The organism is Nocardioides sp. PD653-B2 (genome assembly GCF_002117935.1).
Taxonomy (GTDB): Bacteria; Actinomycetota; Actinomycetes; order Propionibacteriales; family Nocardioidaceae; genus Nocardioides.
On sequence record NZ_BDJE01000008.1, the window covers coordinates 80,775 to 101,951 of the forward strand.

The 21,177-nt window shown below is 71.0% G+C and carries 22 protein-coding genes; 15 read left to right on the forward strand and 7 right to left on the reverse strand.

Annotation, left to right across the window (positions count from 1 at the left end; translation table 11 throughout):
- Positions 1 to 4: 4 nt before the first annotated feature.
- The gene (locus PD653B2_RS03390; protein ID WP_345775738.1) at positions 5 to 940 is read right to left on the reverse strand and encodes a 5'-3' exonuclease; all 936 of its coding nucleotides are present in this window, start codon (positions 938 to 940) and stop codon (positions 5 to 7) included.
- A 37-nt stretch (positions 941 to 977) separates the two neighbouring features.
- Here PD653B2_RS03390 and PD653B2_RS03395 point away from each other — a divergent pair, with 37 nt between their 5' ends.
- Positions 978 to 1,430 (forward strand): Lrp/AsnC family transcriptional regulator, encoded by a 453-nt coding sequence (locus tag PD653B2_RS03395; protein WP_085870917.1) that lies wholly within the window; start codon positions 978 to 980, stop codon positions 1,428 to 1,430.
- Positions 1,431 to 1,472: 42 nt separating this feature from the next.
- Positions 1,473 to 2,381, forward strand: coding sequence for a hypothetical protein (locus PD653B2_RS03400; protein ID WP_085870918.1), 909 nt, complete (start codon positions 1,473 to 1,475; stop codon positions 2,379 to 2,381).
- Between the two features lie 106 nt (positions 2,382 to 2,487).
- Here PD653B2_RS03400 and PD653B2_RS03405 read toward each other — a convergent pair whose 3' ends face one another.
- Positions 2,488 to 3,966: a KamA family radical SAM protein gene (locus tag PD653B2_RS03405; protein ID WP_085870919.1), complete on the reverse strand. Its 1,479-nt coding sequence runs from the start codon at positions 3,964 to 3,966 to the stop codon at positions 2,488 to 2,490.
- Positions 3,967 to 4,122: 156 nt separating this feature from the next.
- Between PD653B2_RS03405 and PD653B2_RS03410 the strand changes: the two genes are divergently transcribed.
- From PD653B2_RS03410 to PD653B2_RS03440, 7 genes are all read left to right on the forward strand, one after another.
- The gene (locus tag PD653B2_RS03410; protein WP_085870920.1) at positions 4,123 to 5,166 is read left to right on the forward strand and encodes an L-erythro-3,5-diaminohexanoate dehydrogenase; all 1,044 of its coding nucleotides are present in this window, start codon (positions 4,123 to 4,125) and stop codon (positions 5,164 to 5,166) included.
- Positions 5,163 to 6,737 carry a lysine 5,6-aminomutase subunit alpha gene (locus PD653B2_RS03415; protein ID WP_085870921.1) on the forward strand — a complete coding sequence of 525 codons (1,575 nt, stop codon included), beginning with the start codon at positions 5,163 to 5,165 and terminating at the stop codon, positions 6,735 to 6,737. Before PD653B2_RS03410 ends, PD653B2_RS03415 begins: the two co-directional genes overlap by 4 nt.
- On the forward strand, positions 6,734 to 7,522 hold the full coding sequence (locus PD653B2_RS03420; protein WP_085870922.1) for an OAM dimerization domain-containing protein: 789 nt from the start codon (positions 6,734 to 6,736) through the stop codon (positions 7,520 to 7,522). Before PD653B2_RS03415 ends, PD653B2_RS03420 begins: the two co-directional genes overlap by 4 nt.
- Positions 7,519 to 7,917, forward strand: a complete 399-nt coding sequence (locus tag PD653B2_RS03425; RefSeq protein WP_085870923.1) for a hotdog domain-containing protein — start codon at positions 7,519 to 7,521, stop codon at positions 7,915 to 7,917. Before PD653B2_RS03420 ends, PD653B2_RS03425 begins: the two co-directional genes overlap by 4 nt.
- A gap of 449 nt (positions 7,918 to 8,366) precedes the next feature.
- Positions 8,367 to 9,944 carry an apolipoprotein N-acyltransferase gene (gene lnt, locus PD653B2_RS03430; protein ID WP_089503874.1) on the forward strand — a complete coding sequence of 526 codons (1,578 nt, stop codon included), beginning with the start codon at positions 8,367 to 8,369 and terminating at the stop codon, positions 9,942 to 9,944.
- A complete protein-coding gene (locus PD653B2_RS03435) occupies positions 9,941 to 10,714 on the forward strand; it encodes a polyprenol monophosphomannose synthase (protein ID WP_085870924.1) in 774 nt (257 codons plus the stop codon). The genes lnt and PD653B2_RS03435 overlap by 4 nt, the downstream gene beginning before the upstream one ends.
- Positions 10,711 to 11,175 carry an FxsA family protein gene (locus PD653B2_RS03440; RefSeq protein ID WP_085870925.1) on the forward strand — a complete coding sequence of 155 codons (465 nt, stop codon included), beginning with the start codon at positions 10,711 to 10,713 and terminating at the stop codon, positions 11,173 to 11,175. Before PD653B2_RS03435 ends, PD653B2_RS03440 begins: the two co-directional genes overlap by 4 nt.
- A gap of 5 nt (positions 11,176 to 11,180) precedes the next feature.
- Here PD653B2_RS03440 and PD653B2_RS03445 read toward each other — a convergent pair whose 3' ends face one another.
- From PD653B2_RS03445 to PD653B2_RS03455, 3 genes are all read right to left on the reverse strand, one after another.
- Entirely contained in the window at positions 11,181 to 11,567 is a 387-nt protein-coding gene (locus tag PD653B2_RS03445) for an RNA polymerase-binding protein RbpA (protein ID WP_085870926.1), read from the reverse strand.
- 174 nt (positions 11,568 to 11,741) lie between these two features.
- Positions 11,742 to 13,127: an MFS transporter gene (locus PD653B2_RS03450; RefSeq protein WP_085870990.1), complete on the reverse strand. Its 1,386-nt coding sequence runs from the start codon at positions 13,125 to 13,127 to the stop codon at positions 11,742 to 11,744.
- The gene (locus PD653B2_RS03455; protein ID WP_242665119.1) at positions 13,124 to 13,948 is read right to left on the reverse strand and encodes a glycerophosphodiester phosphodiesterase; all 825 of its coding nucleotides are present in this window, start codon (positions 13,946 to 13,948) and stop codon (positions 13,124 to 13,126) included. Before PD653B2_RS03455 ends, PD653B2_RS03450 begins: the two co-directional genes overlap by 4 nt.
- Before the next feature lie 70 nt (positions 13,949 to 14,018).
- Between PD653B2_RS03455 and PD653B2_RS03460 the strand changes: the two genes are divergently transcribed.
- Positions 14,019 to 14,291 carry a zf-TFIIB domain-containing protein gene (locus PD653B2_RS03460; protein WP_085870928.1) on the forward strand — a complete coding sequence of 91 codons (273 nt, stop codon included), beginning with the start codon at positions 14,019 to 14,021 and terminating at the stop codon, positions 14,289 to 14,291.
- Positions 14,292 to 14,486: 195 nt separating this feature from the next.
- Here the strand turns inward: PD653B2_RS03460 and PD653B2_RS03465 are convergent, their stop codons facing one another.
- Positions 14,487 to 16,013 (reverse strand): UDP-N-acetylglucosamine 1-carboxyvinyltransferase, encoded by a 1,527-nt coding sequence (locus PD653B2_RS03465; protein WP_085870929.1) that lies wholly within the window; start codon positions 16,011 to 16,013, stop codon positions 14,487 to 14,489.
- Positions 16,014 to 16,114: 101 nt separating this feature from the next.
- On the opposite strand from PD653B2_RS03465, the gene PD653B2_RS03470 reads away from it, so the two are divergent.
- Positions 16,115 to 17,131, forward strand: a complete 1,017-nt coding sequence (locus PD653B2_RS03470) for a zinc-dependent alcohol dehydrogenase family protein (RefSeq protein ID WP_085870930.1) — start codon at positions 16,115 to 16,117, stop codon at positions 17,129 to 17,131.
- Between the two features lie 22 nt (positions 17,132 to 17,153).
- On the opposite strand, the gene PD653B2_RS03475 is transcribed toward PD653B2_RS03470, so the two are convergent.
- A complete protein-coding gene (locus PD653B2_RS03475) occupies positions 17,154 to 17,564 on the reverse strand; it encodes a hypothetical protein (RefSeq protein WP_133058890.1) in 411 nt (136 codons plus the stop codon).
- A gap of 34 nt (positions 17,565 to 17,598) precedes the next feature.
- On the opposite strand from PD653B2_RS03475, the gene PD653B2_RS03480 reads away from it, so the two are divergent.
- From PD653B2_RS03480 to PD653B2_RS03495, 4 genes are all read left to right on the forward strand, one after another.
- A complete protein-coding gene (locus PD653B2_RS03480; RefSeq protein ID WP_085870932.1) occupies positions 17,599 to 19,281 on the forward strand; it encodes an alkaline phosphatase D family protein in 1,683 nt (560 codons plus the stop codon).
- 603 nt (positions 19,282 to 19,884) lie between these two features.
- Positions 19,885 to 20,247 carry a hypothetical protein gene (locus PD653B2_RS03485; RefSeq protein WP_085870933.1) on the forward strand — a complete coding sequence of 121 codons (363 nt, stop codon included), beginning with the start codon at positions 19,885 to 19,887 and terminating at the stop codon, positions 20,245 to 20,247.
- Positions 20,248 to 20,266: 19 nt separating this feature from the next.
- Positions 20,267 to 20,728: a helix-turn-helix transcriptional regulator gene (locus PD653B2_RS03490; protein WP_085870934.1), complete on the forward strand. Its 462-nt coding sequence runs from the start codon at positions 20,267 to 20,269 to the stop codon at positions 20,726 to 20,728.
- A 5-nt stretch (positions 20,729 to 20,733) separates the two neighbouring features.
- Positions 20,734 to 21,144 (forward strand): VOC family protein, encoded by a 411-nt coding sequence (locus PD653B2_RS03495; RefSeq protein ID WP_085870991.1) that lies wholly within the window; start codon positions 20,734 to 20,736, stop codon positions 21,142 to 21,144.
- The last annotated feature ends 33 nt before the right edge of the window (positions 21,145 to 21,177 follow it).

Here is a 21,177-nt window from a genome sequence, read left to right on the forward strand (position 1 = left end):
CGGCCTAGCTGCAGAGCACCTCGGTGAGCCGCTGGACCGGGCTCTCGATGCCCCAGCGGGTGCCGAGCTCGGCGACCTTCGCGAGGTCGCGCGGCTCGCGGGGGAGCGTTGTGTCGGGGGAGCCGAGGTCGATGTCGCGGGCGACGGCGACGACCGCGGGCGCCACCTCGAGGTAGTCGGCGGCCGCCTTGATCTTGCCGCGCGGTCCCGGACCCATGTCGGACTCGGGGTCGAGGGCCGCGGCGATGATGGCGTCCATGTCGCCGAAGCGGCCGAGCAGCGTGGCCGCGGTCTTCTCGCCGACCCCGGGCACGCCGGGGAGGCCGTCGGAGGCGTCGCCGCGCATGGTCGCGAAGTCGGCGTACTGGCGCGCGTCGATGCCGTACTTGGTCCGCACCCAGTCGTTGGTGACCCGCTCGTGGTTGCCGACCCCGCGGGCGATGTAGAGCACCCGCACGTCGGCGTCGTCGTCGACGAGCTGGAAGAGGTCACGGTCGCCGGTGACGATGTCGACGGGCTGCCCGGCGGCGCTGCGCTGTGCGGCGAGGCTGCCGATCACGTCGTCGGCCTCGTACCCGTCGGCGCCCACGACGCGGATCCCGAACGCGTCGAGCACGTCGAGGATGATCGGGATCTGCACCTGGAGCGGGTCCGGCACCTCCTCGACGTCCGGCTCACCGGTCTTCTCGGCCTCGACGCGGTGACCCTTGTACGACGGCAGCAGGTCGACGCGCCACTGCGGTCGCCAGTCGTTGTCCCAGCAGCAGACCAGGTCGGTGGGCCGGTAGTCGCCCACCAGCCGGGAGATGAAGTCCAGGAGCCCCCGGACCGCGTTGACGGGCGTGCCGTCCGGCCCGGTGATCTCGGGGACGCCGTAGAACGCCCGGAAGTACAGGGAGGCGGTGTCCAGCAGCATCAGGCGCCCGGGCTTCTCAGTCACGCCGCGCATCCTGCCACGCGCCGCTACTCTGTCCCGCGTGACTCAGTCCGAACTCGAAGGCACCGACCGCAAGATCCTCGAGCTGCTCGCGAATGACGGCAGGATGTCCTTCACCGACCTGGGCAAGGCCACAGGACTTTCGACCTCGGCCGTCCACCAGCGGGTCAAGCGCCTCGAGGGCCGCGGCCTGATCCAGGGGTACGGCGCGACCATCGACCACGAGCAGCTCGGCCTGCCGCTGACCGCGTTCATCTCGATCCGTCCGATCGACCCGTCGCAGCCCGACGACTCTCCCGAGCGGGTCCGCGAGATCCCCGAGATCGAGTCCTGCTGGTCGGTCGCCGGGGACGAGTCCTACATCCTCAAGGTGCGGGTGGCGACCCCGACCGCGCTCGAGGACCTGCTCGCCCGGGTCCGGGCGGCCGCCAACGTCTCCACGCGTACGACGATCGTGCTCTCCACGCCGTACGAGGGCCGCCCGGTCACCTGACCCGCGCGTTTGCCCCGCACGCCGGCGTGGCAAGAGACCGGCATGCGACACGTCACGGGGGTCCTGGTCCGAGGAACGGTCGGCGCACTGCTGACCACCGCTTTGCTGAGTGGGTGCGGGGGCGGTGGTTCCGACGACCCGCCGGAGTCGAAGGGCTCGTCGAAGGACGATCTCATCGAGATGCACGAGGCACTCGACGAGGTCGGCGACCTGATCGATGCGGCGGGCGACGGGGCCGGCGACTACCAGGGCGTCGTCAACGGGGTGCGCGAGAAGGACCCCGCAGCAGTGCTGACCGACCCGACGATCGACGCGGCGCTGGCCGAGCAACAGGAGCGGGAGGACGCCCGCGACGAGGCGATCACCGAGCTCGGCGAGATGCCGGGGATGGACGATCCCGACGTCGCCTCGGCGTACCAGGAGTTCGCGACCGCGGCCGAGAAGATGTTCGCCTTCCAGGACGGCTACAACGCGTCGATGCCGGAGTTCCTGCGGGCCCTCGACGTCTGCGTGAAGATCTTCGACGTCAAGGTCGACCTCGGGCCGCTGATGGCCCTGCCGGGTGCCTACCAGACCGAGTGGCTCGCCCAGCACCGCAAGCTCACGAAGCCGTGCGAGGCGCGGCTGGACCCGCTCGCCGACTCGGGGAACTACCGGATCCGCGAGTACGTCGAGAGCACCCACCGGTTGATCGCCGAGCGCAACAACGCGATGAGCGACATCGGCTACACCGACGCGAGCATGGACAAGGCCCTCAAGGCCCTCAAGCACGCGAACGAGTCGTACGTCGCCCGTCAGAAGAAGATCACGGCGTTCTCCGACGAGCTCGGGAAGATCAGCGCCGTGGACGAGTACCAGGCGCTGCACGCGGTGTTCGAGGACAAGCTCGGCCTCGTGGAGGGCGATGCCGCGCCGTCGGAGTCGCCGTCCGGGTCGCCGTCGTCGTCCTAGGTGTCGGCGTTCCTGTGGCCTCCCGACTCCGCGGTTTGGTCCCAAACCGCACGTGGGAGCGCTCCAAACCTGCGGTTTGGGACCAAACCGCAGCGCGACGGCGCTGTCAGTAGGCCTGCAGGGCCGCCATCCGGCGCGAGGCTTCGGCGACCTCGGCGGCCTTGAGCGCGGACTCGTCCAGGTTGCCGTGCTGCGCCCACCACTCCTGGCCGGCGGCGGGCAGCGTGTGGATCGGGTCGTAGTACTCGTAGGTCCGGGAGAGGGCGTCCTCGGCGGTGGCCTCGATGGAGGTGCGGTAGTTCTTGGTCCAGTACGAGATGCCGCGCTCGGTGTCGTAGTCGGCGAGCTGGTGGACCCAGCGCTTGCCGACGAATGGGACGTCGCAGACGATCCGCGGGGTCGCGAAGCCGGGCAGGTAGCCCATGATGTGGTGCTGCAGCCGCTGCGCGTCGGCGACCGAGACCCGCCAGTGCTCCGAGTACGGGATCATGTCGCACATGTAGAAGTAGTACGGCATGATCTGCGCGCCGTCGAGCAGGCGGAAGCAGAGGTCGAGCAGCGCGTGCGGGTCGGCGTTGACGCCGTTGAGCAGCACGCCCTGGTTGCGGACGTCGCGGATGCCGGCGTCGAGCATCGCCCGGGTCGCCTTCGCGACCAGCGGGGTGATCGAGTTCGCGTGGTTGGCGTGGGTGTGGATCGCCACGGACACCCCCCGGGAGCGCGACAGCGACCCGATCCGGGTCATGCCCTCGACCACGTCGTCCTGGAGCCAGTGGTGGGGGAGGCCGACCAGCGCCTTGGTCGCGAGCCGGATGTCGCGGATGTTCTCGATCTCCAGCAGCCGGGTCAGGAAGTCCTCGAGCCTCGCCCACGGCATGTTGGCCACGTCGCCACCCGAGACGACGACGTCGCGCACCGACGGCGTACGGCGCAGGTAGTCGAGCATGTCGCCGAGCCGGTCGTTCGGCTTGGCGGTGAACTTCAGCTTCTCGATGACCGGGGTCGAGTTGCCGACCAGGTCCATCCGGGTGCAGTGGCCGCAGTACTGCGGGCAGGTCGGCAGCAGCTCGGCCAGCACCTTGGTCGGGTAGCGGTGGGTGAGGCCCTCGGCGACCCACATGTCGTGCTCGTGCAGCGAGTCGCGGGTGGCGTGCGGGTGGGAGGACCAGTCCGTCCGACGGTCCGAGAACACCGGGATCATGTAGTGCCGGACCGGGTCGGCGTAGAACGCCTCGGTCAGCGAGCCCGGACCGGCCTGGCCCCCGGTGTCACCGGCGTGGGGCACCATGGTGTTCATCATCTGCGGCGGCACCAGCATCGACATGGTCGCCCGCTCGGCCTGGTCGCGCTCGAGGTCGGCATAGAACCGCTCGTCGACCAGGTCACCCAGCAGGTCGCGCAGCTGCCTGACGTTCTTGACGCAGTGCGCGCGCTGCCACTGCACCGACTCCCACTCCGCGACGCTGACGTCCCTCCACCCGGGGAAACGGGTCCAGTCGGGCTCGACGAGCTCGACTCGCCGGTAGGGGTACGGCTGTCCGGTCTGGCCCTCGATCAGCGAGGCGATGGAGGTCTCGATACTCATGTCTGGCGCTCCCAGCGGTGAAGGGGTACGTCGGCGGCGAGTCGTTTGTGTGAGGCACGCAACCTCTGTCAGAGTACGAGGACGATATCCGGTTCGTCCAATGACGCGCCGCATAATCTTCTGTCTATCGACTGTTTCATCGGAGGATGCACCGCCATGACCGCCCGTGCCAGCGATCCCACTGGGTTGCACCGCGTCCTGGACGACGCCGTGCGGCTGCCCCAGGCCGCCGAGCGGCTCGACACCCGGCGCGAGCTGTGGCCCGACGAGGTCCGCATCCGCGTGGAGCGGCTCAACCTGGACGCCGCGTCCTATCGCCAGCTCGAGCGCAAGCACGGGGGAGCGGGCGCCGCGATCCGCGCCGAGGTCCTCGAGATCGTCGCGGCCCGCGGCAAGATGCAGAACCCGGAGACCGGCTCCGGCGGCATGCTCGTCGGCACGGTCGAGGAGGTCGGCCCGGAGTCGCCGCTCGGGCTGGCGGTCGGCGACCCCGTCGCCACGCTGGTGTCGCTCACCCTCACGCCGCTGGTCATCGAGGACGGTCTCGAGCGCTGGGACGGGGGAGGGGAGCAGGTGCCGTGCGACGGGTACGCCGTGCTCTTCGGCCGCTCGATCGCCGCGGTGCTGCCCGACGACCTGCCCGCCGAGCTCAGCCTCTCGGTCCTGGACGTCTGCGGGGCGCCCGCGCTGACCGGCCGGGTCGTGGACGACTACGACGATGCGGTGGTCGCCGTCATCGGCGGCGCCGGCAAGTCCGGCTCGCTCAGCCTCGCCGCCGCCCGGCGGGCCGGCGCCAAGCGCACCATCGGCGTCGTCCCGCACGAGGCGGAGGCCCAGCTGCTCCGCGGCGCGGGCCTCGCCGACGAGGTCGTGGTCGCCGACGCCCGCGACCCGATCGCGCTCCGCGACGCGGTGACCGCCGCCGGCGGGCCGGCCGACGTGACCGTGGTCTGCGTCGACGTCCCCGGGTGCGAGGGCGGGGCCATCCTGGCCACCGCCGAGTCGGGCACCGTGGTCTTCTTCTCGATGGCGACGTCGTTCTCCGCGGCCGCGCTCGGCGCCGAGGGCCTGGCCGCCGATGTCACGATGCTGGTCGGCAACGGCTACGCGCCCGGCCACGCGGCGTACGCCCTCGAGCTCCTCCGTGAGGTCCCGGGTGTGCGGTCGCTCTTCGAGCGCCGGATGGAGGTGCACCAGTGACGACCCGTCCGCGGACCAAGCTCGACCTCGACCCGGCCACCGTCAAGGAGGCGCGGGCGCTGGCCCGCAAGACCGGGCGGCCGATCGTGACCCTGGCCAAGAAGCACACCACGGTCGCCGTCGAGCGGGCCACGCTGCGGCTCGCCGGGCTGCAGGGCGCCGACCCCGACGGCACGCCCTGGGTCAACCGGCTGATGGACGTCGTCCGCGCCGACACCGGCCTCGAGCACGGGGTGGCGCTGCCGGTGTGGGACGCGCTCCGGCGTGGCGAGGCCGACGACCTGTCGACGCTGGCCCAGAAGGCGTCCGCGGGCTCCGTGACCTTCCGCCTGCCCGAGGGCAGGGACGCCGATCGCGCGCGCCGTGCCTCACGCGCCCAGGTCGCGAAGGGCATCAAGCGGATCGACGCGCGCCGGGTCGAGCGCGAGCGGCTGATCAAGCGACACGGTGACGCACCGCGCAAGCCCTGGATCTACCTGATCGTCGCGACCGGCGACATCTACGAGGACATCCCGCAGGCCCAGCAGGCCGCGCGCGAGGGCGCCGACATCATCGCGGTGATCCGCTCGACCGGGCAGAGCCTGCTCGACTACGTGCCCGAGGGCGCGACCCGTGAGGGCTTCGCCGGCACCTACGCCACGCAGGAGAACTTCCGCCTGATGCGCGCGGCGCTCGACGAGTCCAGCCGCGAGCTCGGCCGTTACGTCCGGCTCACGAACTACGCCTCGGGCCTGTGCATGCCCGAGATCGCGGCGCTGGCGGGCCTGGAGCGGCTCGACATGATGCTCAACGACTCGATGTACGGGATCCTCTTCCGCGACATCAACCCGGTCCGCACGTTCGTCGACCAGCGCTTCAGCCGCCAGGTGCACGCCCGCGCCGGGATCATCATCAACACCGGCGAGGACAACTACCTCACCACCGCCGACGCGGTCGACGCCGCTCACACGGTCACGACGAGCCAGCTGCTCAACGAGTACTTCGCCAAGGAGGCCGGCCTCGAGGACTGGCAGCTCGGCCTGGGCCACGCCTTCGAGATCGACCCCGACGTGCCCGACTCGTTCCGGCTCGAGCTCGCGCACGCGATGCTGGCCCGCGACCTGTTCCCGAACGCGCCGCTCAAGTGGATGCCCCCGACCCGGCACATGACCGGCGACATCTTCAAGGGCTACCTGCTCGACGGGTTCTTCAACCTGGTCGGCGCGCTCACCGGCCAGGGCATCCTGCTCGTCGGGATGATGACCGAGGCCGTCGTCACGCCGTGGCTCTCCGACCGCGACCTGGCCCTGCAGAACGTCCGCTACGTGATGAACGCGGCCGGCAACCTCCACCAGGACTTCCGTCCCGAGCCCGACGGCTTCATCGCCAACCGGGCCCGCCAGGTGCTGGGGGAGTCGGTCGACCTGATGCACCAGATCCTCGACCACGAGCACGGCCTGCTCGACGCAATCGCCGACGGCACCTTCGGCCTGATGAAGCGGCCCGCCGACGCCGGGCGCGGCCTCGACGGCGTCGCCGAGAAGTCCGGCGCCTACTACAACCCCGCCAGCGAGATCCTGGAGGAGCGATGAGTTCCGAGACGGGCGCAGAACGCCTTCCTCCATCACCGTCCGGGGGCCACATCATCCGGCCGTACGGCGACACCACCGGCGACGGCATGGTGCAGGTCAGCTTCACGCTGCCGATGGCGCACTCCAAGGTCGCCGAGGGCGCGGCCGCCCAGCTCGCCGCCAAGATGGGCATCGAGCCGGCGCTCGTCGTGCACGCCAAGCCGATGGGTCCGGACTTCACGTTCTTCGTCGTCTACGGCCGGGTCCACCACCTGGTCGACACGAGCTTGGTGGAGGTCGTCGAGCGCGACTACCCGCTGCTGACGCCCAAGGAGGTCAACGCGGCCGTGAAGCGCGCGCTGCGCCGCCGGCTCACCGTCGTCGGGGCCTGCATCGGCAGCGACGCCCACACGGTCGGCATCGACGCGATCCTCAACATCAAGGGCTTCGCCGGGGAGAAGGGGCTCGAGTACTACCGCGAGCTCAAGGTCGTGAACCTCGGCGCCCAGGTCTCGGTGCCCCAGCTGGTCGAGCGGGCGCGCGAGGAGAAGGCGGACGCCGTCCTCGTCTCGCAGGTCGTGACCCAGCGCGACGCCCACCTGTTGAACACCCGCGAGATGTCCGCGGCGTTCCGCGAGTCCTACCCGTCCGACAAGCGGCCGCTGCTGATCGTGGGCGGGCCGCGCTTCGACGAGAGCGCGGCCGCCGACCTCGGCGTCGACCGGGTGTTCACGCGCGGCACCACCCCCGGCGAGGTCGCGTCGTACCTCGTCCACCAGCTCGCCAGGAAGAGGTCCGCCGCATGAGCACCCCCCAGAGCGCCACCGTCGGCACCCGCGTCGTGCACCGTCGCTACGTGCCGTACTCCCACGCGCACTACGCCGGCAACCTCGTCGACGGCGCCTACAGCCTGGGCCTCTTCGGGGACGTCGCGACCGAGATGTGCATGCGGACCGACGGCGATGAGGGACTCTTCGCGTCCTACTCCGACGTGCAGTTCCGAGCCCCGGTCCGCGCCGGGGACGTCCTCGAGATCAGCTGCGAGCTGGTCCGCGTCGGCACCCGGTCGCGGGTCATGGACTTCGCGGTGCACGTCGTGGCGCGCGGCGCGGCGACCGACGACCGGCCGGGCGCCGCGGAGGTCCTGGTCGAGCCGGTCCTGGCGACCACGGCGACCGGCACCGTGGTCGTCCCAGGCTGACCACGGGCACCTCCTGCCCCAGCGGCGGCGCGTCGCCCGCGACACGCCGGAGCCCGGTGAGATTTTGCTGGGAATTTTCGTGTTCCCGATCACCTCGTTGACCTGCGAGTTCGCACGTTTCCGCAGGTCAAAGACCGGTTGACAGCCACCGGGTCAACGATCCAATCTGTGCCGTCCGCTCATGCAGATCGTGGCCGGCGAACCGACGTCCGAGTGGCCGTGTCGGAGGGTGGGGTGCCACCCATCCCGTCCGACGTGGTTCGCGGAGGTCGGTCCGCTCCGCGAGACCGGATACGGAAGGGACCCGCGTCCCCTAGACAACAGCTCGCTCTCGGCAGCCGGTCGTCGGCGCGTTGGACCGAAGGGTGCGGGTCTCTTCCGGAGTTCTGCACCGCCGCACAGGAGCCGAGCCGGCCTCCCCCGAGGGGAGGCCCGGTAATTTTGTCCTCGTGCTGATCCGCGTCCTCGCCGCCGCCCTCGCGGGCGTGGGGCTGTCCCTCGCCTTCGAGCCGGTCGCGGCTCCGCCGGTGATCCCGTTCGCGGTCGCCGGCTTCGTGCTCGTGACCCGCGGGCTCCGGGTGCGCAGCGGCCTCCTCGTGGGCCTGGCGTTCGGGCTCGGCTTCGAGGCCGTCCTCCTCTTCTGGATGCGGACCGTCGGCCCGGACGCCTGGGTCGGGCTCTCGATCTGGCAGTCGCTGTACTTCGCGGTCCTGGGCGCCGCAGCACCCGTGCTGCAGCGACACCGGCTCTGGCCGGTCTGGATCGCGGTCGCCTGGGTGACCACGGAGCTCTGGTACAGCACCTGGCCGTTCAGCGGGATGCCCTGGGGGCGGCTCGCGTTCGCGGTCGTCGACACGCCGGTGGCCGACGCGCTGCCCTGGATCGGCACGACCGGGGTGAGCCTCGTGCTCGCGCTCAGCGGCACGCTGCTGGCCTGGGCGGTCGTGGCGGAGGGTCGGACCCGCCTGGTCGCCGCCGGCTGCGTGGGGGGACTCGCCGTGGCCGCCCTGGTGGGTCCGCTGGCCGTCCCGTGGCAGCCGACGCCGGACGGCACGGTGACCGTCGCCGCGGTCCAAGGTGACGTCCCCGGCAACGGCGACGACATCCTCTACGACTTCCGCCAGGTCACCCAGAACCAGGTCGACGTGACCACCCAGCTCGCTCGCGACGTCGCGTCCGGGGCCGAGCCGCGTCCTGACTTCGTCGTGTGGCCCGAGAACTCGACCGCGGTCGACCCGTTCCGCGACGACCAGACCAACGCGGCGATCCGGACCGCCAGCGATGCCATCGGCGTGCCGATCCTGGTCGGTGCGATCGTCGACGCGGGTCCCACCCACGTCCTCAACCAGGGGATCGTGTGGGACCCGGTGACCGGCGCCGGGGACCGCTACACCAAGCACCACCCGGTCGTGTTCGGGGAGTACATCCCCTTCCGTCGCTACCTCGACAGCCTCCAGATCGGGCGCCTGACCATGGTCGGCCGCGACATGGTCGCCGGCACCCGCCAGGAGCCCCTCACGATCGCCGGGGTGCAGGTCGCCGACTCCATCTGCTTCGACGTCGCGTACGACGACGCGATCTACGCCCAGGTCGAGCACGGCGCCCAGCTGCTGACCGTGCAGACGAGCAACGCGACGTTCATCCACACCGACCAGATCGACCAGCAGTTCGCGATCACCCGCCTGCGAGCGATCGAGACCGGGCGCTGGTTGGTCGTCGCCTCGACCAACGGCGTGTCGGGGGTGATCTCGCCCGACGGCTCGGTGGTCGCGAGCGCCTCCCCGCGCACCCAGCAGGCGCTGGTCGAGCGGGTCGAGCTCGACGACAGCGTGACGCCCGCCGTCCGCATCGGGCCGTGGAGCGGCCGGCTCTGCATCGCGCTGACGCTGATCGGGCTGATCCTCGCCCTCGTCACCACCGGAGTCCCGTATCGTCGGTCCCGGAACCGGCAGCAGGCCGAGGACGGCCCGGCACGGTCTGCTCCCGCCACCTCTGCCGCAGGAGCGAGTGAAGGGCGGAGCGCGTGAGGCCCGCAAGCAGCGAGGGCATCGACGGCCTCGGCCGCGTCGTCGTCGTCATCCCGACCTACAACGAGGCGACCAACCTCGCCTGGATCGTCGCACGCCTGCGCACCGCCCAGCCCGCGATCGACGTCCTCGTGGTCGACGACGGCTCGCCGGACGGCACCGGACAGGTCGCCGACGACCTCGCGGCAGCCGACCCGGCCGTGTCGGTCGTGCACCGCACCGAGAAGGCCGGACTCGGCGCGGCGTACCTGCACGGCTTCCGCGTCGCCCTGGCCGCGGGCTACGACGTCATCGGCGAGATGGACGCCGACGGCTCCCACCAGCCCGAGCAGCTCGACCGGCTGCTGGCCGCGCTCGTCGACGCCGACCTGGTGATCGGGTCGCGCTGGGTGCCGGGCGGGTCGGTGGTGAACTGGCCGCTCCAGCGTGAGCTGCTCTCGCGCGGCGGCAACCTCTACGTCCGGCTCCTGCTCGGCATCACGGTGCGCGACGCGACGGCCGGCTTCCGGCTCTTCCGGCGGGCGACGCTGGACAAGATCGACCTCGACTCGGTCGAGTCGACCGGCTACGTCTTCCAGACCGACATGGTGGCGCGGGCCCTGGCCGCGGGCCTCACCGTGCGCGAGGTCCCGATCGAGTTCGTGGAGCGGGTGCGGGGCGACTCGAAGATGAGCGGCTCCGTCGCGGCCGAGTCGCTCAAGCGGATCACCGCCTGGGGGCTGCGGGAGCGCGCCGCCCAGGTGCGCCGGGCCCTGGGAGGCCGGCGATGAGCCGCCGTCGCCCGGCGGTCTCGCTGGGGCTCTTCATCGTCTTCATCGTGCTGCCGATCGTCGAGATCTACGTGATCGTCCAGGTCGGCCAGGTGATCGGTGCGCCGTGGACCATCCTGCTGCTCGTGCTGGACAGCGCGGTCGGTGCATGGCTGGTCCGCCGAGAAGGCGTCCGCGCCTGGCGGGCCCTGCGCGACGCGCTGGACAGCGGGCGGATGCCGGGCCGGGAGCTCGCCGACGGCGCGCTGATCCTGATCGGCGGCACCTTGATGCTCACACCGGGCTTCGTCACCGACGCACTCGGGATCGTGCTCATCCTGCCGCCGACGCGACCGGTCTTCCGCCGCCTGCTGACGATGCTGGTCGCGCGCCGGGTGGTCCTGAACGTGACCCGCCCCGGACCCGGGCCCGCATCGGGGCCCGTGGTCCGGGGCGAGGTCGTGGACGACGACGAGGCCTGAGAGGCCTACGCGGTCGCCTTGCGCTTCTTCTGGTTGGCGCGGTGCAGGTGGGCGGGTCCGATCTCGCCGCCACGCAGCAGCTCGAGGCGCTCCTTGAGGATGTCCTCGAGCTCCTTCTCCGAGCGCCGCTCCAGCAGCATGTCCCAGTGGGTACGGGCCGGCTTCTCGGCCTTCACCTCGGGCTGGATGCCGGAGACACTGAGTCCCTCGGCGCCGCAGCGCGGGCACTCCCACACCGCCGGGACGTCGGCCTCGACCGACATCGTGATCTCGAAAACATGCCCCTGCGGGCACTGGTAACCGACCTGCTGGCGAGCCGCGAACTCGATGCCGCGCTCGTCCTCGAAACTCTGGCCCCCGAGCCGCGCTCCACGCAGTGTGCGCTCAGCCATGAGCCACCTCCCGAATCTTGTTTCCCCCGAATTGCCTGACCGAGACGGACAACACCGGTGTTCATGACACCGATATCAGGGATTCGTGTACCCATCGCAATGCCGTCTCAATCAGTTCAACGGTAGAGGGGGGTCCACAATTCCGGCAAAACCCCGGTATAGCCGCGCTCACCGTCAGACGACCGCCGGGGCCGTGTTGCCCGCCTCCTCGATGCCCCTTCGGGGGTCGACGCGCGAGAGCAGGACGATGCCGATGACGAAGAGGACCATGAGCGCCAGCAGCGCGGGCCGATAGGAGTCGGTCCACTGGTGGACCAGGCCGAAGATCAGCGTCCCGATCCAGCTCGTGCCGCGCTCGCACGCCTGGTAGAGCGAGAAGTACTCCGCCTCGCGGCCGCGCGGGATGAGCTGGCTGTAGAACGACCGGGAGAGCGCCTGCGTCCCGCCGAGCACCACGCCGATCGCCACCGCGAGGAGCAGGAACAGCGGCAGGTTCTCGTCCGGGGTCAGCCAGCCCGCGACGACGACCACCAGCCAGACCATCAGCCCGACGAGGATCACCCGGTAGGCACCGCGCCGGCGCGCGACCCGACCGAACCAGAGGGCACCGCCGATCCCGACGAACTGCACCACGAGGAAGGCGAGCAGGACAGTGCTCTTCTCGAAGCCCAGCTCCTTCTCGCCGTACACGGACGCGGCGTAGATGACGGTCTGGATGCCGTCGTTGTAGAAGAGGTAGGCGAGCAGGAACGTCATCGTGACGGGATAGCGGCGCAGGTCCTTCAGCGTGGTCCAGAGCTGGCCGAAGCTCGCCGACACCAGGCCGCCGGGCTCGGCGACGGTGTTGACCGGGGGACGGGCGCGGACCCCGCGCACCGGGATGATCGTGAACGCCGCCCACCAGAGGCCGGCGCTGAGCAGACTGATGCGGACCGCCAGCTCGGTGTGGTCGCTCATCACCGTGAGCAGGCCGAAGTTGACGGCCAGCAGCAGGCCGCCGCCCAGGTAGCCCAGGGCCCAGCCGCGCGAGGACACCCGGTCGCGCTCGTCGGGGTCCGCGATGTCGACCAGCATGGCGTCGTAGACGACCAGGCTCGCGCCCAGGAACAGCGTCGCGAGGAGCAGCAGGACCGCGCCCAGCTGCCAGGCGGAGCCGGCGACGAAGAACATCAGCATCGCCATCAGGCTTCCGGCCCAGGCGAAGCCGCCGAGCAGCCTCGGCTTGTTCGAGCTGCGGTCGGCGACCGCGCCGACGACCGGCAGCACCAGCGCGGACAGGATCGTCGCGGCGGTGACGATGTAGAACACCAGCGAGCCGGCCGACAGGCTGAGCCCGAGGACGTGGAGATCGGTCGTGCACTTGTAGCCGAGGTCCTCGTCGGTGGCCCGACCGCAGGCGGCCTTCTCGGCGACCGAGGTGAGGTACGGCGCGAAGAGGACCGCCGCGGTGGTCGTCACGAACGCGCTGTTGGCCCAGTCGTACCAGTACCAGGCCTTCTGCTCACGGGCCCGCTCGAGGGGCCCCAGATCGGCCACACCGCTCGTCCCCGCTGCGGTCATGCGTCGTCCCTCCGCGGTCCGCGCCACGCGTGGCGCTCGGTCAGCACGGTCCTGAGTATGTCCGTCCGGTCGGTGAAGACGCCGTCGACGCCCCGGTCCAGGAGGTCGTGCATCGCGCCGGACTCGTCGACGGTCCACACGTGCACGTGCTTGCCGGCCGCGTGCGCCCGGCGTACGAAGCCGGGCGTGACGACGGTGAGCCGGCCGCGGCGTGGCGGCACCTGGAAGGCCGCGAACCGGTTGCGGGTCAGCCACCCGGCCAGCCGGGCGCTCGGGAGGAACCGGAAGAGCCCGATCTCCCGCAGCGTCGCGGAGGTCGCGACCCGGCCGTGGGTGAGCTCCCGGAAGAGGTCGATCCGGCTCTGGGCGAAGGACCCGACCAGGACCCGGTCCCACGCCTCGCGGGCGGCCACGAAGTCGGCCAGGACCGGCACCGCGCCCTCGGACTTGATGTCGATGTTGAAGCGGGCGCCCGGGAAGGCGTCGAAGAGCTCGGCCAGCGTGGGCACGTGCTCGCGACCCCCGACCCGCGCTTCGCGGACCTCGGCGTACGTCAGGGTCGCGATCTCGCCCTTCCGGTCGGTCACCCGGTCCAGGAGGCTGTCGTGGAAGGCGAGCAGGACGCCGTCGCGCGTCACGTGGACGTCGGTCTCGAGGTAGTCGTACCCGAGCGCCACCGCGTGCCGGAACGCGGCCAGGGTGTTCTCCAGGCCCTCGATCTCGGGGTGGTAGGCGCCGCCGCGATGCGCGAACGCCAGCACGGAGCCGGGCGGGTCGAGCACCGTGTCCAGGTAGGCGAACCCGGTGCGGGGCGAGGTCACGGGTGCAGTATTCCCCGACGGCGCGGCGTGCGTCCGGTCGGGCTCACCCCGGGGGCGGTAGCGTCGTCGCATGGAGAGCCTGACTTGTCCTCGTTGCGGCGCCGAAATGCTCACCCGGTCCATCAGCTCGTCCCTGGGTGAGGGCGAGGTCAGCCTGTGTCCCGACGGACACGGCGTCTTCCTGGCCCGGCCCGACCTCGGTGCGCTCATCGAGTCCGAGAGCGACTGGCACCGGCATGCCGGTCAGCACACCGCGCCGATGCCCCGGATCACCGCCGACATGGCCGCCCCGCCGGTCGGCAAGGCCCCGCCCCGGGCCTGGGTGGAGACGCTGTTTGAATGACCCGAGCCCGAGCCTGCGAGGGCTCGGACCCAGTCATCAGGTCGAGTAGCGGCGCGGGCGAGGGACGAGCTCGCGACCCGCGTATCGAGACCCAGTCGTGGTCTCGATACGCCCGTCGCGTCCTCCTTCGTCGGCCGCGGGGCTACTCGACCTGGCGCGGATCTCCTCGCCCTCGCAAGCTCGGTCGAGGCGCGCTCAGATGTCCCGGAACGTCTCGATCGTGGCGCCGAGCTGGTTGAGCCGCTCGGCGAGGTCCTCGTAGCCGCGGTGGATGACGTACGTCGAGCGCAACACGGACGTGCCCTTCGAGGCGAGCATCGCGAGCAGGATCACCACGGCCGGGCGCAGCGCCGGCGGGCAGACGAGCTCCGTGCCGGTGAAGCTGGTCGGGCCTTCGATCATCACCCGGTGCGGGTCGAGCAGCTTGACCTTGGCGCCGAGCTTGTTGAGGTCGGTGAGGTAGATCGCCCGGTTCTCGTACACCCAGTCGTGCAGGAGGGTCTGGCCCTCGGCGACGGCCGCGATGACCGCGAAGAACGGCAGGTTGTCGATGTTGAGGCCCGGGAAGGGCATCGGGTGGATCTTGTCGAGCGGCGCGTGCAGGCTCGAGGACTTGGTCGTCAGGTCGACCAGACGGGTGTGGCCGTTGAGCGCGACGTACTCCTCGGAGCGGTCGTACTGGAGGCCCATCTCCTCGAGCAGCGCGAGCTCGATCTCGAGGAACTCGATCGGCACCCGGCGGATGGTGATCTCGGACTTCGTGACGATCGCGGCGGCGAGCAGCGACATCGCCTCGATCGGGTCCTCGCTGGGTGCGTAGTCGACGTCGACGTCGATGTCCTCGAGGCCGGTGATGGTCAGCGTGGTGGTGCCGACGCCCTCGACGGTGACGCCGAGGCGCTGCAGGTAGAAGCACAGGTCCTGGACCATGTAGTTCGACGAGGCGTTGCGGATCACCGTGGTGCCGGGGTGCAGCGCCGCGGCCATCAGGGCGTTCTCGGTGACGGTGTCACCGCGTTCGGTGAGGACGATCGGGCGGTGCGGCTCGACCGCGCGGTTCACCTGGGCGTGGTACATGCCGTCGGTGGCCTTGATCTCCAGCCCGAACGGGCGCAGCGCGGCCATGTGCGGCTCGACGGTGCGGGTGCCGAGGTCGCAGCCGCCGGCGTACGGCAGCTCGAACACGTCGGCGCGGTGCAGCAGCGGGCCGAGGAACATGATGATCGAGCGGGTACGACGGGCCGACTCGGCGTCGACGTGGTCGAGGTCGAGCTCCTTGGGCGGGACGATCTCGAGGTCGTTGTCGTCGTTCAGCCACCGGCACTGGACGCCCAGCGAGGTGAGCACCTCGAGCAGGCGGTTGACCTCCTCGATCCGGGCCACCTTGCGCAGCGTGGTGCGGCCGCGGTTGAGGAGGGTGGCGCAGAGCAGCGCGACGCCGGCGTTCTTCGAGGTCTTGACGTCGATGGTGCCGGACAGCGTCGTCGGGCCGCTGACCCGCAGGTGCGTGGGACCGGCCCCGAGGGCGACGATCTCGGAGTCGAGGGCCGCGCCGATGCGGGCGAGCATCTCCAGCGAGAGGTTCTGGTGGCCCTTCTCGATCCGGTTGATCGCACTCTGGCTGGTGCCGAGCAGGTCGGCGAGCTGGTGCTGGGTCAGGCCCCGGTGCTTGCGGGCGTCCCGGATGAGGTTCCCGATGCGGTTCTTGTATCCCTCGATCATGCGATCCACGGTAACTCACATATGAGATAACGCAACAACACCGGAGCCCGGTGTCGGTGCCGGGGGAGCGGGGCGGCGGGCCCTCCTGTCAGGATGGCGGCATGCGCGCCACCACCCTCCACGCCACCCGGGACATCCGGGTATCCGATGTCCCCGACCCGACGATCACCGCACCGACCGACGCGATCGTCAAGGTCGTCGCCGGCTGCGTCTGCGGCTCCGACCTCTGGCCCTACCGCGGCGAGAACGAGATCACGCCGGGGCAGACGATCGGCCACGAGTGCGTCGGCATCGTCGAGGAGGTGGGCTCCGACGTCCGGTCGTTCCGGCCCGGGGACTTCGTCGTCGTGCCGTTCTGCCACTGCGACAACACCTGCCCGCACTGCCTGTTCGGCGCCCAGTCGGTCTGCGAGAACCTCGGCTTCACCGAGAGCGGCCAGGCCGAGTACTCGCTGGTCCACCAGGCCGACGGCAGCCTCGTGAAGACCGACGGCATGCCCGACGCGTCGCTGATCCCGTCGCTGCTCACCCTCACCGACGTGTTCCCGACCGGGTGGCACGCCGCGGTGTCGGCCGGTGTCCGCAAGGGCGGTTCCGCGGTCGTCATCGGCGACGGCGCGGTCGGCCTCTGCGGCGTCCTGGCCGCCCACGTGATGGGCGCCGAGACCATCGTCGCGATGTCGCGCCACGAGTCCCGCCAGCAGGTGGCCCGTGCGTTCGGCGCCACCCACGTCGTCGCCGAGCGCGACCGGGAGGGCGCCGCCGCCATCGAGGAGATCACCGGCGGCGTGGGGGCCGACGCCGTGCTCGAGTGCGTCGGCACCGACCAGGCGATGAAGACGGCGTTCGCGATCGCGCGTCCGGGCTCGATGGTCGGCTTCGTCGGCGTGCCCCACGGGGTGGAGCTGCCGGTGCGCCGGATGTTCCAGCACAACGTCGGCCTGGCCGGCGGGATGGCGCCGGTGCGCCGCTACCTGCCCGAGCTGCTCGAGCTGGTGCTGTCGGGCGCGGTCGACCCCGGCCTGGTCTTCGACAGCACGCTGCCGCTCGACCAGGTCGCCGACGGCTACCGGGCGATGGACGAGCGGCGCGCGATCAAGGTGCTGATCGAGCCCTAGCCGCGGCCGCGGCCGCTCGAGGCTAGTCGCGCAGCGCGCTGGCCTGGAACGCCGCGCTCACCAGCATCACGATGCCGGCGGCGAGCTCGGCCACGAAGACCTTGGTCGAGTTGTCGAGGAAGACCGCGAACAGCACCGCGGCCACCCCGCACAGCCCGATCAGCCCGAGTGCCGGGGCGGCCGGCAGGCTGGAACGCAGCCACATGGCGGCGATGATCACCAGCGTGCCGATGATCCCGTCGCGGTAGCCGGCCCACATGCCGTCGTAGTCGATGGGGTAGAGCACCCAGGTCGCGAGGACCAGGCCGATCCCCGCGCTGAGCGCGAGGATCCAGCCGAACGGCGCGACGACGGGCACGGGGGCCGCGGGCGTGTAACCGGAGGTGGGGGTGGCCGGGACGGAGGCGCTGGGGCGCCGGACGGGAGTCGCCATGGTCAGATCGTAGATCCCACGTAGGTTCGACTCCATGACCGACCTCGTTCTCGGCCCCCTGCTGCGTCACGTCGACCACACCTCGGCCACGATCTGGGTGGAGACGGCGACCGCCGCCGTCGTCACCGTCACGGCGGGGGAGCACCGCGCCTCGGCCCGGACCTTCGGCGCGCACGGCCACCACTACGCCCTGGTCGAGCTGGACGGCCTCGAGCCGGGGACCAGGACGCCGTACGTCGTGGACGTCGACGGCGAACGGGTGTGGCCGTCGTCGGCTCCGGAGCTCTCCGACTTCCCCGAGCCGGTCATCCCGACGCTCCGGGAGGGCAAGCCGCTGCGGATGGCGTTCGGGTCGTGCCGCGTGAGCGTGCCGCACGACGAGCGGGGCAACGCCGAGTTCGGCGTCGACGCGCTGCGCGCCTACGCGCTCTTCATGGCCGGGCTGACCGAGGGCAGCTCCACCGACGAGGAGCGCTGGCCCGACCTGGTGCTCTTCCTCGGCGACCAGGTGTACGCCGACGAGACCAGCGAGGCGATGCGCGAGTTCATCGAGCAGCGCCGCGACCCCGAGCAGGCACCGTGGTACGAGCTCCAGGACTTCGAGGAGTACGCGCACCTCTACGCGCTCGCGTGGCAGGACCCGGCGAACCGGTGGCTGCTCTCGACCCTCCCGAGCGCGATGATCTTCGACGACCACGACATCCGCGACGACTGGAACACCAGCTGGACCTGGCGCCAGGAGATGGAGGCCACCGACTGGTGGCACGACCGGGTCGTCGGCGGGCTGGCGTCGTACTGGGTCTACCAGCACCTCGGCAACCTCGGCCACGACGACCGCGCCGCCGACGAGCTGTGGCGGCGGATCACGTCGTACGACGGGGACGGTGAGCTCGACGTGACCGCCGCGCTGGACGCGCTCGCCGACCGTGCCGACCAGCACCCCGAGACCTACCGGTGGAGCTACGCGCGCGACTTCGACACCCAGGCGCGGCTGGTGGTCGTGGACTCGCGCGCGGCCCGGGTGCTGGAGCCGGAGCACCGCTCGATGCTCGACGACGGCGAGCTGATGTGGCTCGACGCCCAGCTGCAGGGCGACGTCGACCACCTGCTGATCGGCACCTCGCTGCCGTTCCTGCTCGCGCCCGGGCTCCACCACATCGAGTCGTTCAGCGAGTCGATCGCCCAGGGCGCCTGGGCGAAGCCCGGGATGTGGCTGGGGGAGAAGGCGCGCACCGCCGCCGACCTGGAGCACTGGGCGGCGTTCCAGCAGGGCTTCCGCGACGTGGCCGAGATCGTCCTCGAGGTGGCGGCCGGCAAGCGGGGCCGGGCACCACGGACGATCACGTTCCTGTCCGGCGACGTGCACCACAGCTACGTGGCCGAGGCGTGGCCGCGCGACGGCGTGGTCGCGAGCCGGATCCTCCAGGCGGTGTGCTCGCCGATCCGCAACCCGCTGCCGCCGTACATGAAGCGCTTCATGACGGCCGCATCCCGGCGCGTGTCCGGGATGGGCGGCCGGCTGATGTCGCTCTCGGGCCGGGTCCCGCTGGAGCCGATCCGGTGGGCCGTGACCCAGGGACCCTGGTTCGACAACAACCTCGCCGTGCTGGAGTTCTGCCCGGAGGGCCTGCGGATGTGGTGGTCGGCCGGTGAGGTCACCGGACGCGCGGACCTGCCGGCCCTCAGGCGGGTCGCGGCCGTCGACCCGATCGGCTGAGCGCGCCGCTCGGTCGGAGGCGGTGGGGGCAGGTCGACGGTCGCCAGGAACGGCCCGTGCTCAAGCGGGGTGGCGACCGCCGACCCGAGTCGCCTGAGACGCCGAGACGACGCTCAGCCGACGCTCCGGAGGGGGGTCGGGTGTGCAGCGGTGGTGCGTGTGGTGTGACTCAGACGGTCACGAGGTCTGCGGACCTGCCGGGCACGCGCGCCGGCACACAGTCGCAGGAGTCTCCACACGCAAGGTAGGTGTGGAGGGCGTGCCCGCACTGTGGGCACGGCATGTCATGCGACAAGTGCACCGCGTTGGTCTGGACGGTGTCCCACATAGCTCTACCTCCTCCCGCGCTTCGGATGATGCCCCCCAAGGACGACCCGCACCCGCGAGGCCCTCAGCCCGGTGGACAACACCCCAGCTCGGAGGAGACCGGTCGCGGCCGGCGGATACATCGTCTCGAAGGTAAAGAGGTGGACGGGCGCGGGTGTGCGGAACGCCCGACAATGCCCCGTACGGGTCACTGCGACGTAGTCCGAACGGGCCAGGGGTCGACGCCGCCGGGCGCGTTCTCCTGACGAGCAGGGGAGTCGCTGACATGCTGTCGCGGTGACGATCCGGTGGCTCCTGACGGGCCTGCTCGCCGTGACGCTGGGCCTCACCGCCTGCTCGGGCGACGACGACTGCGGGGGTCAGAGCTACCACCCCGACCTGGACGGCCGGGGTGAAGGGTCGCCGATCGCGGCGCTCGAGACCTGGCTCCAGCGACACGAGGGGCTGTCGGAACCCCCGGACGAGGATTGGACCCAGGTCGACTCCGGAGACCCGGAGCCCGACCAGGTGGTCATCGAGAACGACGCCGGGGACGGCTGGTGGGTCTCGGTGAGCAGGACGTCCCAGGGCGGCTGGGTCGTCACGGAGGCCACCGACGACGCCACCGCCTGTGGCGACGAGCTCTCCGGCCTCGAGTGACTGTGGCACGCTTTCTCGGGTGACCGGTCCCGTCTCGGAGCAGCGCCTGCGCGACCTCGCCGTGCTGCGCCGGGTGCGCGACCGGATCGACCGGGAGTACGCCCAGCCGCTGGACGTCGAGGCGCTGGCGAGGGGCGTGCACATCTCGGCCGGACACCTCAGCCGCCAGTTCCGGGCGGCGTACGGCGAGTCGCCGTACTCCTACCTGATGACGCGGCGCATCGAGCGCGCGATGGCGCTGCTGCGTCGGGGCGACCTCAGCGTCACCGAGGTGTGCTTCGCCGTCGGCTGCCAGTCGCTGGGCACCTTCAGCACCCGCTTCACGGAGCTGGTCGGCATGCCGCCCAGCACCTACCGGCGCGACGCCGTGCACGGCTCGGCGACCCTGCCGCAGTGCGTCGTCAAGCAGGTCACGCGACCGGTCCGGGCCAGATCGATCAGGAATGGAGAAGCACCGGCGGCGGACCGGCTACTAGCGTGAGCGGCATGGACATCACCATCCACACCACGGCTCTTCCGCACGCCGATCCGGAGGCCTCGCTGGCCTTCTACCGCGACGCCCTGGGCTTCGAGGTCCGCACCGACGTCGGCAGCGGCACGATGCGCTGGATCACGGTCGGCCCGGCCGGCCAGCCCGAGACGTGCATCCTCCTCGGCCCGCCCGCCGCCGACCCGGGGATCACCGAGGACGAGCGCACCACCATCGCCGAGATGATGGCCAAGGGCACCTACGGCTGGATCATGCTCGCCACCGCGGACCTCGACGGCGTGTTCGACAAGGTCCAGGCCACCGACGCCGAGGTCGTGCAGGAGCCGACCGAGCAGCCGTACGGCATCCGCGACTGCGCCTTCCGTGACCCCGCGGGCAACATGGTGCGCATCCAGGAGGTGCGCTGAGATGAGGACGCCGACCCGGCGCCCGGCCACCAC

Excerpts from the sequence above, each read along its gene's own strand:
- PD653B2_RS03480 (WP_085870932.1), top strand. The coding sequence starts at position 17,599 with ATGACCGACCTCGTTCTCGGCCCCCTGCTGCGTCACGTCGACCACACC.
- PD653B2_RS03495 (WP_085870991.1), top strand. The coding sequence starts at position 20,734 with ATGGACATCACCATCCACACCACGGCTCTTCCGCACGCCGATCCGGAG.
- PD653B2_RS03450 (WP_085870990.1), bottom strand. The coding sequence starts at position 13,127 with ATGACCGCAGCGGGGACGAGCGGTGTGGCCGATCTGGGGCCCCTCGAG.
- PD653B2_RS03440 (WP_085870925.1), top strand. The coding sequence starts at position 10,711 with ATGAGCCGCCGTCGCCCGGCGGTCTCGCTGGGGCTCTTCATCGTCTTC.
- PD653B2_RS03445 (WP_085870926.1), bottom strand. The coding sequence starts at position 11,567 with ATGGCTGAGCGCACACTGCGTGGAGCGCGGCTCGGGGGCCAGAGTTTC.
- PD653B2_RS03465 (WP_085870929.1), bottom strand. The coding sequence starts at position 16,013 with ATGATCGAGGGATACAAGAACCGCATCGGGAACCTCATCCGGGACGCC.
- PD653B2_RS03470 (WP_085870930.1), top strand. The coding sequence starts at position 16,115 with ATGCGCGCCACCACCCTCCACGCCACCCGGGACATCCGGGTATCCGAT.
- PD653B2_RS03475 (WP_133058890.1), bottom strand. The coding sequence starts at position 17,564 with ATGGCGACTCCCGTCCGGCGCCCCAGCGCCTCCGTCCCGGCCACCCCC.
- PD653B2_RS03405 (WP_085870919.1), bottom strand. The coding sequence starts at position 3,966 with ATGAGTATCGAGACCTCCATCGCCTCGCTGATCGAGGGCCAGACCGGA.
- PD653B2_RS03420 (WP_085870922.1), top strand. The coding sequence starts at position 6,734 with ATGAGTTCCGAGACGGGCGCAGAACGCCTTCCTCCATCACCGTCCGGG.
- PD653B2_RS03460 (WP_085870928.1), top strand. The coding sequence starts at position 14,019 with ATGGAGAGCCTGACTTGTCCTCGTTGCGGCGCCGAAATGCTCACCCGG.
- PD653B2_RS03425 (WP_085870923.1), top strand. The coding sequence starts at position 7,519 with ATGAGCACCCCCCAGAGCGCCACCGTCGGCACCCGCGTCGTGCACCGT.
- PD653B2_RS03410 (WP_085870920.1), top strand. The coding sequence starts at position 4,123 with ATGACCGCCCGTGCCAGCGATCCCACTGGGTTGCACCGCGTCCTGGAC.
- PD653B2_RS03400 (WP_085870918.1), top strand. The coding sequence starts at position 1,473 with ATGCGACACGTCACGGGGGTCCTGGTCCGAGGAACGGTCGGCGCACTG.